12 protein-coding genes are annotated in these 12,542 nt (G+C 66.0%); 7 read left to right on the forward strand and 5 right to left on the reverse strand.

Annotated features, from left to right (window positions below):
- Window positions 1-15 precede the first annotated feature (15 nt).
- Complete coding sequence (locus W930_RS30505; protein ID WP_155252873.1) at window positions 16-159, reverse strand: hypothetical protein; 144 nt, start codon at window positions 157-159, stop codon at window positions 16-18.
- A 570-nt stretch (window positions 160-729) separates the two neighbouring features.
- On the opposite strand from W930_RS30505, the gene argB reads away from it, so the two are divergent.
- The gene (argB, locus tag W930_RS0120410) at window positions 730-1,635 is read left to right on the forward strand and encodes an acetylglutamate kinase (protein ID WP_023598070.1); all 906 of its coding nucleotides are present in this window, start codon (window positions 730-732) and stop codon (window positions 1,633-1,635) included.
- Between the two features lie 117 nt (window positions 1,636-1,752).
- Window positions 1,753-2,451 carry an ATP-binding protein gene (locus W930_RS0120415; protein WP_023598069.1) on the forward strand — a complete coding sequence of 233 codons (699 nt, stop codon included), beginning with the start codon at window positions 1,753-1,755 and terminating at the stop codon, window positions 2,449-2,451.
- Window positions 2,452-2,494: 43 nt separating this feature from the next.
- On the opposite strand, the gene W930_RS0120420 is transcribed toward W930_RS0120415, so the two are convergent.
- Window positions 2,495-3,400 carry a LysR family transcriptional regulator gene (locus W930_RS0120420; protein WP_023872805.1) on the reverse strand — a complete coding sequence of 302 codons (906 nt, stop codon included), beginning with the start codon at window positions 3,398-3,400 and terminating at the stop codon, window positions 2,495-2,497.
- 149 nt (window positions 3,401-3,549) lie between these two features.
- Here W930_RS0120420 and mdlC point away from each other — a divergent pair, with 149 nt between their 5' ends.
- The 3 genes from mdlC (at window position 3,550) to W930_RS0120435 (ending at window position 8,200) form a co-directional block, all read left to right on the forward strand.
- Window positions 3,550-5,178 (forward strand): benzoylformate decarboxylase, encoded by a 1,629-nt coding sequence (gene mdlC, locus W930_RS0120425; protein ID WP_023598067.1) that lies wholly within the window; start codon window positions 3,550-3,552, stop codon window positions 5,176-5,178.
- 81 nt (window positions 5,179-5,259) lie between these two features.
- Entirely contained in the window at window positions 5,260-6,729 is a 1,470-nt protein-coding gene (locus W930_RS0120430; protein ID WP_023598066.1) for an aldehyde dehydrogenase, read from the forward strand.
- A gap of 94 nt (window positions 6,730-6,823) precedes the next feature.
- Window positions 6,824-8,200 (forward strand): MFS transporter, encoded by a 1,377-nt coding sequence (locus W930_RS0120435; RefSeq protein WP_028731266.1) that lies wholly within the window; start codon window positions 6,824-6,826, stop codon window positions 8,198-8,200.
- Between the two features lie 156 nt (window positions 8,201-8,356).
- On the opposite strand, the gene W930_RS0120440 is transcribed toward W930_RS0120435, so the two are convergent.
- The 3 genes from W930_RS0120440 to W930_RS0120450 all read right to left on the reverse strand — a co-directional run bounded on the left by W930_RS0120440 (window position 8,357) and on the right by W930_RS0120450 (window position 11,112).
- The gene (locus W930_RS0120440) at window positions 8,357-9,307 is read right to left on the reverse strand and encodes a PDR/VanB family oxidoreductase (RefSeq protein ID WP_023598064.1); all 951 of its coding nucleotides are present in this window, start codon (window positions 9,305-9,307) and stop codon (window positions 8,357-8,359) included.
- Entirely contained in the window at window positions 9,304-10,356 is a 1,053-nt protein-coding gene (locus tag W930_RS0120445) for an aromatic ring-hydroxylating dioxygenase subunit alpha (protein WP_023872807.1), read from the reverse strand. Before W930_RS0120445 ends, W930_RS0120440 begins: the two co-directional genes overlap by 4 nt.
- A gap of 87 nt (window positions 10,357-10,443) precedes the next feature.
- Window positions 10,444-11,112 carry a GntR family transcriptional regulator gene (locus W930_RS0120450; protein ID WP_023598062.1) on the reverse strand — a complete coding sequence of 223 codons (669 nt, stop codon included), beginning with the start codon at window positions 11,110-11,112 and terminating at the stop codon, window positions 10,444-10,446.
- A gap of 213 nt (window positions 11,113-11,325) precedes the next feature.
- Between W930_RS0120450 and W930_RS0120455 the strand changes: the two genes are divergently transcribed.
- Both W930_RS0120455 and W930_RS0120460 read left to right on the forward strand, forming a co-directional pair.
- A complete protein-coding gene (locus W930_RS0120455) occupies window positions 11,326-12,168 on the forward strand; it encodes a gallate dioxygenase (protein WP_023598061.1) in 843 nt (280 codons plus the stop codon).
- On the forward strand, window positions 12,165-12,524 hold the full coding sequence (locus tag W930_RS0120460) for a protocatechuate 3,4-dioxygenase subunit alpha (protein WP_023598060.1): 360 nt from the start codon (window positions 12,165-12,167) through the stop codon (window positions 12,522-12,524). Before W930_RS0120455 ends, W930_RS0120460 begins: the two co-directional genes overlap by 4 nt.
- Window positions 12,525-12,542: the final 18 nt, after the last annotated feature.

Raw genomic sequence — 12,542 nt, forward strand, 5'->3', positions numbered from 1 at the left:
GGGCGGCAACAGCGCTCAGTCGGTGGCGTCGGCGGCGTCGATGGCGCTGCCCGCCAGACCGGCCACACCGGCTTCCCGCAGCGCCGCACGAAGGCAGGCGGGGCATAAGCAGGCGTTGGCGCCCAGCCGTGCGGAAGCCGGCAGGCGAGGCCAGTCCATGCACCAGCAGCGCACCGCCGCGCCGGGGGCTGCTTCGGAAGCCTCGAATGCCGCTGCCCCACAGGCGACCTCGACACCACACTTCGGGCAGCGCGATAAGGGGGCCGCGCTATGCATCCGCACCCTCTCGTGGCGCAGACGAGGGCCCCGATTTCCATGCGATGAGAGAGGCGCCCGGCCGGGCGCGAAGCCGCCGCGCGCCTGCGGGGGGTGACGAGTTGCGCAACTGCAACACTGCGCGCGCACCCGTGGCGCCGCCGCGCTCGGCCGCACGCGCGGCGCAATTCGGGCAAGAGAAGACGACAGGGGAAATTTCGGGCACTGACGGGCGTCCGTTAACAAGTGAAAGGGGTGATACGCACCCATCGCGGTGTGCCGCTCACGGGGCGAAAATCGCCGCTTTCGCGGATGCCGCGCGGTACGTGACAAAGGGTAGTCACGCGAGCTCGCCGATGCAAGCGACAGCCCCTTCCGAATCCCATCGGAGCCCCGCACGGCCGGGCTTCTTGGCTGTACAATGCGCCGTGTTTACCGGTCCACCTGCTCTATTTGCGAAAGCACTTTCCTGCCATGTCCGATCAGCAACTGTCTTCCATCGACGACATCGCTCCCGCACTCAAGGCCGAAATCCTGGCCGAGGCGATGCCGTACATCCGCAAGTATCACGGCAAGACCGTGGTGATCAAATACGGCGGCAATGCCATGACCGAAGAGCGACTGAAGCGGGGCTTCGCGCGCGACGTCATTCTGCTCAAGCTCGTGGGCATCAACCCGGTGGTGGTGCATGGCGGCGGCCCGCAGATCGATCAGGCGCTCAAGAAGATCGGCAAGCAGGGCACGTTCATCCAGGGCATGCGCGTGACCGATGAAGAGACGATGGAAGTGGTCGAATGGGTGCTCGGCGGCGAAGTCCAGCAGGACATCGTCATGCTGATCAACGAGTACGGCGGCCAGGCGGTCGGTCTCACCGGCAAGGACGGTGGTCTCATCAACGCCCGCAAGATGATGCTGCCCGATCGCGAGAACGCCGGTCAGTTCATCGACATCGGCTTCGTCGGCGAAGTCGACTCGATCAACCCGGCCGTGGTGCGCGCGTTGCAGGACGATGCCTTCATTCCCGTGATCTCGCCGATCGGCGTGGGCGAAGACGGTCAGGCCTACAACATCAATGCCGACCTCGTGGCCGGCAAGCTGGCGACGGTGCTCGGCGCCGAAAAGCTCGTGATGATGACCAACATTCCGGGCGTGATGGACAAGGACGGCAACCTGCTGACCGATCTGTCGGCGCGCGAAATCGACGATCTGTTCGCGGACGGCACGATCTCGGGCGGCATGCTGCCGAAGATCTCGTCGGCGCTCGATGCGGCAAAGAGCGGCGTGAAGTCGGTGCACATCGTCGACGGCCGTATCGAACATTCGGTGCTGCTTGAGATTCTGACCGAGCAGCCGTTCGGCACGATGATCCGCTCGCACTGAGCCTGATGCGGTGCGGGCCATGCCGATGTCGGCCGGCCCCGCAGCGAGTCGAGAAGCGGACCCCGTGGGGTCCGCTTTGCATTGGTGGCATCCATTCTGACGGTAGTGCGGGACCCCATGACCTCATTGGCCTTTTTCTCGTGGAGCGGCGGCAAGGATTCCTGCCTTGCCCTGCACCACGCGCTTTCATGCAATGCGAGTGGCGAGCCGCACTTCGAGGTGCGACGTCTGCTGGCGATGTTCGACGAGTCGGGCGACAGCTCGCGCTCGCATGGTCTGCCGCGCGATCTGATGCAGGCCCAGGCCGACGCCCTGGGCATCGCGCTCGACATCGGACATGCGGGCTGGCGCGATTACGAAGCGACGTTCATCGCGCGTTTGCACGCCATGCGCGCGCAGGGCATCACGCATGGCCTGTTCGGCGACATCGATCTTCAGGCGCATCGCGTCTGGGAGGAGAAGGTGTGTGCGGCGGCAGACATGACAGCGGTGTTGCCGCTGTGGCAGCGCGAGCGCCTGTCTCTCGCGCACGAGTTCATCGCGCTGGGGTACCGGGCGGTCCTCGTTTGCGTGGACGGGCGGCATCTGGGGCCTGAGTTCGTGGGCCGCGAGTACGACACGTCGCTGCTGGCCGATCTGCCGCCGACGGTGGATGCCTGCGGGGAAAACGGCGAATTTCACACGTTCGCCTATGACGGTCCGCGCTTTGCTCGGCCGGTTCCCTGGCGCATCGAACGCGTCGAAACAATTCATGCTCCTAAGGAATACGGCGGCACGCCCTATCATCGTGCGCACATCGTGGCCGCCGGGGATTGAATCGCCGGGACCGCACATCGGTTTCCCCACGCGACGGCCGTCGTCATTCCGGCGACGTGAGCCGGCGGAGTTCGTCGAGCAGCTTGGCGGCGGGGCTGGGCAGAATGCCCTGCCGTCGGCGAAAGGCCGTGAGCGTGCGTGTGGCGCGCACCGTCTCGATCGGTAGCGTGTCCATCACCTTCGCCTGTGCCTCGACGTCATACATTGGCTCCGGCATCCAGGTCAGGAAGCCGCAGCGCGCGACCATGCTCTTGAGCACCGGCACGGAACGTGTCTCCACCACGATGTTCGGCAGTCCGAGTCCGTGCGCGGCAAATACCCCCTGCATGTGCGCGTATGGCGCGGTGCCGCGCGGCGGAATCGCCCAGCGCTCGCCGAGCGTGTCCGCCAGTGTGAGGGGCTTGCGCCGGCGCAGCGGATGGTCGCAGCGGGCCACCACGAAACTCTCGTCCTCCCAATGGCAATCGGTGATGGCGACGATGTCGTCGGTGTCCGGGGCGACGGTCGAGAGCGCCAGATCGATTTCGTGACGCATGAGCCCCTGTGCGAGCCGGTCCCAGACGCCCTCGATGATTTCCACGCGCAGATTTGGCCAGCGGTTGAGCACTTGATCGACGGCGAGCGGCAGGACGTGGCTCGCGATGGCACCGACTGCGCCGACCTTGATCGTGCCCCTGGCCAGCCCGCGCAAGGCATCGATCTCTTCTCGCGCATGCTCCGCCTCTCGCTCGAGCAGCATCGCATGCGGCAACAGCGCATGCCCGAACGCCGTGAGTTCCATGCCCTTGCTGTGACGCTCGAACAGCGGCGCTCCCAGGTCGGTCTCCAGACGCTTGATCGTGCGACTGAGCGCGGGCTGCGTGAGATGCAGTTCCGCGGCGGCGCGCCCGAGACTTCCGGTGGCCACGATGGTCGTGAAGGCGCGCAGTTGTTGGAGATTGAGGCTCATGGAGGACGCTGGTCCCGCGAGGAGAGGGGCGGCGGTGCCGGCATGGCGCGCGCCGAAGTCATGCAAAAGCGTAATGACTTTGGCACGCAAAAGCAATTCCTGTGCATATATCGGCTGCCTATACTCAGCCCATCGCCATGGGAGCCTTCATGAAAGACAGCCGAGAAGTCCGCGCCGGTCAGCCGACCGGTGCGCCGCAGACCCTCACCGTTCGCGAAGTCGTGATCGACCTGATGCGCCGTCACGGCATGACCAAGGTCTTTGCCAATCCCGGCTCGACCGAGTTGCCGCTGTTCCGCGATTTTCCGCCCGACTTCGAATACGTGCTGGGTTTGCAGGAGGCGGTCGTCGTCGGCATGGCCGACGGCTACGCGCAAGCGAGCGGCAATGCCGCGTTCATCAACCTGCATTCGGCGGCGGGCGTCGGTAACGCGATGGGCAACATTTTCACCGCCTACAAGAATCAGACACCGCTGATCGTGACCGCAGGGCAGCAGGCGCGTGCCATTCTGCCGTTCGATCCGTTCCTCGCGTCCGTGCGTGCCACGGAGCTGCCGCAGCCCTACGTCAAGCTCAGCCTGGAGCCGGCGCGCGCCGAGGACGTGCCGCTGGCGCTTGCGCGCGCATATCACGTCGCCATGCAGGAGCCCAGAGGGCCGGTCTTTGTGTCGATTCCGGTGGACGACTGGGATCGTGCGGCCCAGCCGCTGCCGCCGCGCCAGGTGAGCACACGCGTGCAGCCGGATCCAGCGGCGCTCGTGCAGTTGGCGTCGGCGCTCGACACATGCGAGCGCCCGGCATTCGTCGTCGGTTCGTCGATCGATCGCGCGGGCGCCTTCGACGCGGTCGTCGCGCTGGCCGAGCGGCACCACGCCCGGGTGTTCACCGCGCCGATGTGCGCGCGTTGCGCTTTCCCCGAGGATCATCGCCTCTTCGCGGGCTTCCTGCCGCCGATGCGCGAGAAGATCGTCGGCCTGCTGGGTGGGCACGATCTGATTCTCGTGATCGGGGCGCCGGCATTCACCTATCACGTGGAGGGCGAGGGACCGCACGTGCCCGAGGGCGCGTCGTTGTTCCAGCTGATCGAAGACCCGGGCGTGGCCGCCTGGACGCCGGTTGGCGCCTCCGTCGTGGGCAACGTGCGCCTGGGCGTCGAAGCGTTGCTTGCGCGTGCCGTGCCGGGCGAGCGCGCCCTGCCTCCGGCGCGCGCCTTGCCGCCGGAGGCAACGCCCAATGCGCCCGGCCAACCGATGTCGACGGCCTTCGCGCTGCAAACGCTCGCGCAGGTGCGCGACCCAAGCGACATCGTGGTGGAAGAGGCACCGAGTGCGCGTCCGGTAATGCAGCAGTACCTGCCGTTCACTCGGCCGGGCACGTTCTACACCATGAACAGCGGCGGTCTCGGCTATTCGATGCCTGCCGCGGTCGGTGTGGCGATGGCCAATCCGGCGCGGCGCGTGATCGGCCTCATTGGCGACGGATCGGCCATGTACTCGATCCAGGGCTTGTGGAGCGCGGCGCAGGCGAAGCTGCCGATAACATTCGTTATCCTTAACAATCGCCGTTACGCGGCCTTGCAGGATTTCGCACCGTCGTTCGGCTTCGGCCCGACAGACCCGGTGCAGGGCACCGATCTGCCCGATCTCGATTTCGTGCGTCTGGCCGAGGGCATGGGGGTCGGTGCCGAGCGCGTCGAACGGGGGGAGGCGTTGCGCGACGTTCTGTCGCGGGCGCTGGCCAGTGGCGAGACCCGCCTGATCGAAATCGTGGTGGCATGATGCACGGCACCGCGCCATGCGCCGATGCCACGGCGTGCGGCGCGGTGCGCGCCCAACAACCGAGCAAGGAGACGAAAACCGATGCAATCGCAGCAAGACCCCCAAGCCCTCACCCTGCTGATCGCGGGCAAGCGCGTGAGCGCAGCTGACGGTGCCACGTTCGAGCGGCGCAATCCTCTCGACGGTGAAATCGCGTCGCGCGCGCCTGCCGCCACGCCCGACGACGCCCGCGCCGCCGTGCGCGCCGCATGGGCCGCATTTCCGGCATGGTCGAACACCGGCCCGGGAGAGCGCCGGGCGTTGTTGACGAAGGCCGCCGAGAGGCTCGAAGCGAAGATCGAGCAATTTCAGGCGACCATGGCCGCGGAGACGGGGGCGTCCGGACTGTGGGCCGGCTTCAACGTGCATCTGGCCGCGCAGGGGCTGCGCGAAGCGGCCGCGATGACCACGCAGATCGCAGGCGAAATCATCCCGTCGGACGTGCCGGGCAGCCTGGCGATGGGCGTGCGTCAGGCGGCGGGCGTGGTGCTGGGCATCGCGCCGTGGAACGCGCCGGTCATTCTTGGGGTGCGCGCTCTCGCCCTGCCGCTTGCGTGCGGCAATACGGTCGTATTCAAGGGCTCGGAGCTGTGCCCGGCCACGCATGGACTCATCGCCGATGCGCTCCACGAAGCGGGGCTGCCGGACGGCGTCGTGAATTTCATCACCAATGCGCCGAAGGACGCCGGCGCCATCGTCGAAGCGCTGATCGCGGAGCCCGCCGTACGCCGCGTGAACTTCACGGGTTCCACACGCGTGGGACGCATCATCGCCGGGCTGTGCGCCGAGCATCTCAAGCCCGCGGTGCTGGAGCTTGGCGGCAAGGCGCCGTGCCTCGTGCTCGACGACGCCGATCTCGACGATGCGGTCGACGGCGTGACATTCGGCGCCTTTGCCAACTCCGGCCAGATCTGCATGTCCACGGAGCGCATCGTGGTGGCGGAATCCGTTGCCGACGCCTTTGTCGCGAAGCTTGCCGCGAGGGCCAGCGCGCTGCCGCTGGGAGACCCGCGCCAGGGGCCGGTCGTGCTCGGCGCCGTGATCGACATGGCGACCGTGCAACGCTGCAACGCGCTGATCGACGATGCGCTGGCCAAGGGCGCGACGCTGCTGTGCGGCGGCCGTGCCGAGTCCACGCTCATGCCCGCGACGCTGCTCGACCACGTCACGCCGGACATGCTGATTTACCGCGAAGAGTCGTTCGGTCCGGTCAAGGGCATCGTGCGCGTGAAAGACGACGACGCGGCGGTCGCCTGTGCCAACGACAACGCTTACGGTCTGTCGTCGGCCGTGTTCAGTCGCGACATCGCGCGCGCGATGGGCGTGGCCAAACGCATCGAATCGGGCATCTGCCACATCAATGGCCCGACGGTGCATGACGAAGCGCAGATGCCGTTCGGTGGCGTGAAGTCGAGCGGCTGGGGGCGCTTCGGCGGCAAGGCCGGCGTTCACGAGTTCACCGACCTGCGCTGGATGACGGTGCAGACCACCCCGCGTCATTACCCGTTCTGAGCCAGCTTAGCGCGGCTCGGACGCCATGACGTAACGCAATACCACCATACCGCCGCAGCCGGGACACCGGAACAGACGGCCGGAGGAGACAATCGTGTCACAACAGTTCGAAACCGCTCCTGTGGGGGCGGGTGCAGCATCGGGTCATGCCGGCAATACCGGCGACGGGCATCGCAACGACGTGCCGGCCGCGGCCCGTGCGGCGGCGCCTGGCTACGGCCGCGTGGTGGCGGCCAGTTGTTTTGGCACCGCCATCGAGTGGTACGACTTCTTCGTCTACGGATTTCTTGCGCCCATCGTGTTCGACCGGCTGTTCTTTCCGCAGCTCGATCCGATGGCGGGCATGATCGCGGTGTTCGCCACCTTCGCCGTCGGCTTCATCGCACGGCCCATTGGCGGCATCGTCTTCGGTCACTATGGCGACCGCATCGGGCGCAAGTCGATCCTGCTGTTCACGCTCATCCTGATGGGCGTGGCCACGACCCTGATCGGCCTGCTGCCGACCTACGACAAGGTCGGCATGTGGGCGCCGGTCATGCTTGTCACGTTGCGTTTCATTCAGGGCTTCGCGCTGGGTGGTGAGTCGGTCGGCGGCCTGCTGATGACCGTCGAGGGCGCTCCCGCGCATCTGCGCGGCCTCTTCGGTGGTCTGATTCAGGCGGCGGGGCCGACGTCGATCGTCGGCGCGTCGCTTGCCATCGTGCTGATCACACGCCTGCCGGAAGACGACCTGCTCGCGTGGGGCTGGCGCCTGCCGTTCCTCGTGAGCCTGTTGCTCGTGGCACTCGGCACATATGTGCGTCTCAAGGTGGAGGAATCGCCGAGCTTCAAGGCGGCCGAGCAGCATCGCGACATCGCGAAGGTGCCGGTGGCGGAAGTCATCACGCAATACTGGCGCCCGACGCTCGTCACGTTTTTCATCTGTCTGGCCGAGACGAGCTTCTTTTATCTGGTGGCGATCTTCTCGCTCTCGTACGGCACCAAGACGCTCGGCCTGCCGCGCAGCGTCATGGCCGACGGCGTGCTTTACGCGAACATCCTCGCCATGCTCACCATTCCGGCGTTCGGCATGCTCTCCGACAAGCTCGGGCGTCGTCCGATGTTCCTGATGGGGCTGGCGGCCACGGCGATCTTCATTTACCCGTTCTTCCTGATGATGGGCAGCAAGGAGGCTGCACTGGTCATGCTCGCCATCGTGATCGGTGCGGGGGTGATTCACCCGATGATGTTCGGCCCCGAGGGCAGTTTCTTCTCCGAACTCTTCGACACGCGTGTGCGCTTCTCGGGCGTGTCGCTGGGCAAGCAGATCGGCACCGTGCTCGGCGGCGGTCTCGCGCCGATGATCGCGGCGAGCCTGCTCGCATGGAGTCACGGTCACATCTGGCCCGTCATCGCCTACTTCCTGGTGCTCGCCGCGATGGCGCTGATCTCGACGCTGCTGGTACGCGAGACGCGGCACAGAGCGCTGTAACCGACGCGGCAGATGCGATCCGAGCGGGCATCGACCCCGTTGCACCGCGGTCGATGCCCGCAAAAAAAGCCCCGCTTCGCGATGCGAGCGGGGCTTTTTCATGGCGAGCTCCGAGGGTTCGGTGTGCCGGTCACTCCGGCACGCCCTGCGGTGGCGTCACAGATCGAGCACCAGCATGGCCGACTTGCTGCGCGAGCAGCACGGCAGCATCTGATCGTTGGCGGCGCGCTCTTCGTCGGTCAGGTAGACGTCGCGATGATCGGGAATGCCATCGATCACGCGGGTCAGGCAGGTGCCGCACACGCCTTGCTCGCACGACATCTGCACTTCCACGCCTTGTGCCGCGAGGGCGGCGACGATGGTTTCGCCCGCCTTCACGTCGATCACCCGACCGCTCGAATGCAGCTTTACCTGGAAGGGCCGGTCGCCCTCGCCATTGGCATCGGCCTGCACCGGCGCGGCGAAGTATTCGCGATGCACATTGCCCTCGGGCCACTGTTTGGCTTCGGCGCGCGCGAGCACGGCTTCGATGAACCCGGCCGGCCCGCACACGTAGAGATGCTTGCCACCCGACGGCTGAGCGAGGATCGCATCCAGATCGGCGCGCGCGCCTTCGCTGTCGAAGTAGAAATGCGTTCTCGACGCGAGCCCTTCGCGGGAGAAGCGATCGCGAAACGCCGTGCGCGCCGGTTCGCGCGTGCAGTAGTGCACTTCGAACGAAGCGTTGCGCGCCGCGAGCGATTCGGCCATGCACAGGATCGGCGTCACACCGATGCCCCCGGCGAGCAGAATGCTGTGCTGAGCGTCGTCGGCGAGCGGGAAGTGATTGCGCGGTGCGCTGATTTCCAGCTCGGCGCCGGGCGCGAGCGCATGCATGCCGACGGAGCCGCCGCGCGACGCCGGATCGCGCAACACTCCCACGCAATAGCGATGCGTCTCGCCGGGCGGGTTGCACAGCGAGTACTGACGCACCAGACCATTGGCCACGTGCACGTCGATGTGCGCGCCGGCGGTAAAGGCCGGCAGCGCGCTGCCGTCGACACTCACCAGTTCGAATTCGCAGATGTCGGTGGCGACATCGCGTTTGTTCGCCAGCCGGACTTTCATGCCGCGTTCTCCACGCCACGCCCGGCGCGTTCGGCCTCGATCAGGCGGTCGAGCACCTTGCGCGACTGCACGCCGCCGGCGTCGATGTTGAGCTTGAGAATCTTCTTCTCCGGATACGCCGAGAGATTGCGTTGCTGGGCTTCGAGCACTTCCTGGTCTTCGGCGAAGATGCCGCCCTGGCCGCGCTTGATCTGCGCGGTCAGTTCGGCGTCCTGCGGCTTGAAGTTGCGCGCCATGCCCCAGAAGTACCAGATCGATTCGTCGGTCTCGGGCGTGATGAAATCGACCACGATGCTGCCTGCCTTCTTGTCGGCCGGGGCGTGGTAGCCGCCATGCCCCGCGTGCGCGACCCCGACTTCGATCATCACGTGGCTCGGCGGCGTGAAGCGGCAGATCTGCCAGCGGTCGCATGGCATTTGATCGTCGAGGCCGTTCGCGCGCAATGCACTTGCCCAGAACGGCGGCGCCTTGATGTTCTCCATATGGCGCGCCGTGATGACCATGTCGCCTTCGACGGTGGTCTTGGGGGGCGCTTCCTCGATCTCTTCCTGACCGATGCTCGTGGCGTGCACGTAGGTCTCGTGGGTAAGGTCCATCAGGTTGTCGATCATCAGGCGGTAGTCGCACTTGATGTGATACAGACCGCCGCCATACGCCCACTGGTCGCTCACGGCCCATTCCAGGTGCGGGATCTCGTCGGCATTGGCGAGCGCTTCGTCGCCCGGCCAGACCCACACGAAGCCATAGCGCTCGACGCAAGGGTACGAGCGCGTCTTCGGGAAGCCCCCCACGCGCTGACCGACCATCTTCGTGCACTTGCCGCCGCCGTCGACCGTCAGGCCGTGATAGCCGCACACCAGATGACCGTCCTTCACGAAGCCCAGCGACAGCGCGGCGCCGCGATGCGGACAAAAGTCCTCGAGCGCCGCGACCTTGCCGTTGCCGTCGCGAAAGAACACCATCGCTTCGTTGCAGATCTTGCGGCCCAGCGGCTTTTCGGCGAATTCGTCCGGCGTGCAGGCGACGTACCAGGTGTTTTTGAGGAACATGTTCGTTTGTCTCCTAGGCGTGCCTTCGTCCGGCGCGCTCTCGTTTCGATTGGGGGTGAAGTGGGGGATATCGGGGCCGGGCGCGAGTCAGAGCACGTGCGCCCCCATGCTGTGCTCCTGTGTGACGATGTGCTCGCGACACATGAATTCGGCGCGATCGGGCTGGCGCGCGGCAATGGCTTCGACGATCGCGTGATGCTGACGGTGCGCGTACGCGATGATGTCGGCGTACTGGCGTCGGTCCTCGTGACCGAACGCGACCGTACGCGGCGCGACGAACGGCACCAGGTTGCAGCGCGCGATGAAGCCCTCGAGCAGCGGATTGCGTGCGCCCGTGACGAGCAGATCGTGAAAGCGCGCATTGAGCGATGCGTAACCGATCTGCACTTCCGGGGTCATGGTGTGCTCGGCAAGCAGGGCGTCGCCCTCGGCAAGCAGCTCGCGCAATTGCGCGAGCAGTTCCGCGCTCGCGCCCTTTTCGGCGAGCAAGCGGGCGGCGTAGCCTTCGAGCGCGCCACGCAGATGCAGCGCCTCGACGCTCTCGTCGCGCGTATGCGCGCGCACCGCGTATCCGCGCTGTCCGGCGCGCACCACCAGACCTTCTTCCGCGAGCACCGGCAACGCCTGGCGAATCGGCATGCGCGACACGCCGAGCTGCTCCGCGAGCTTGGCCTCGGCCAGACGCTCGCCCGGGGCCAGTTCGCCCTTGAGGATCATCTCGCGCAATTGAACCGTGGTCGGCGTGGGATGCAGCATGCGTCTCCTTTCGTTTTCTGGAATGCCTGCCGGACACACGGGATACCGTCCGATCCGGCTTTTTTTCATTATGGGATCCCATAATGACGAATCGCATCAGTACATACCCTTGTTTATGCAGATATGGGATCCCGTATAGACTCGGCGCTGCATAAATGCGGGGGCCGTCATTCGCCGCCCGCGCAATACAAGACACAAGACGGAGACGAAAGCGTGGCAAAGATCATTGGCGGGATCGGGACGTCGCACGTGCCGACCATCGGTGTGGCGTACGACAAGGGCAAGCAGCAGGACCCCGCGTGGGCGCCGCTGTTCCGGGGTTACGAGCCGGTGGCGAAGTGGCTGGCCGAGAAGCAGGCCGACGTGCTGGTGTTCTTCTACAACGATCACGCCACCACCTTCTTCTTCGACATGTACCCGACGTTCGCGCTTGGCGTGGGCGAGTCGTTCCCGATCGCCGACGAGGGGGCCGGTTTGCGTCCGCTGCCGCCGATTCGCGGCGATGTGGCCTTGCAGGCGCATATTGCCGAGTCGCTCGTGAACGACGAATTCGACATCACGGTGTTCCAGGACAAGCCGATCGATCATGGCTGTGCGTCGCCGCTGCCGCTGCTCTGGCCGCACAAGCCGGACTGGCCGGGCACGGTCGTGCCGATTGCCATCAACGTGTTGCAGTATCCGCTGCCCACGGGCCGCCGCTGCTATCGGCTCGGTCAGGCGGTGCGCCGCGCGATCGAGTCGTATCCGGAAGACCTGCGTGTGGTGGTCGTCGGCACCGGCGGGTTGTCTCACCAGATTCACGGCGAGCGCACGGGCTACAACGACGAGGCGTGGGATCGCGAATTCCTGGAGCTGCTGGAGCACCAGCCGGAGAGGCTGACCGAACTCAAGCACGTCGACTACGTGGAGCGTGGCGGCGCGGAAAGCGTGGAGCAGATCATGTGGCTGTCGATGCGTGGCGCGATGGGGCCGCGCATCAAGCGCCTTCATCTGAACTACTACCTGGCGACGACCACCGCCATGACCGTGGCGCTTTACGAAGAGGAGGCCGCATGAATCCCCAACTCGAAGGGATCGAGGCGATCACCGGCACGTATGCGTTCGACCTGCGCGTGAGCAACCGCACGCTCAAGCTCAATCGGTTCTTCTGGCACATGATCCGCGCCGAGCATCGCGACACGTACCTGAGCGACCCGGTCGCCGCGATGACGGCCGCCGGGCTCACACCCGAGGAACAGACGATGGTGCAGGCACAGGACTGGCTGGGGCTCGTGCGGCATGGCGTGAACTTCTTCGTGCTGGAGAAATTCGCGCGCGTGGTGCGCAGGACCAACCTCGAAGTGTATGCCCTCATGCGGGGTGAGACGCTCGACGAGTTCATGGCCACGCGTCGCGTGCCGACCATGCGCTGAGCCGACATTTCCTCGCGT

It is taken from the genome of Pandoraea sp. E26, assembly GCF_000681415.1.
GTDB classification, from domain to species: Bacteria; Pseudomonadota; Gammaproteobacteria; order Burkholderiales; family Burkholderiaceae; genus Pandoraea; species Pandoraea pnomenusa.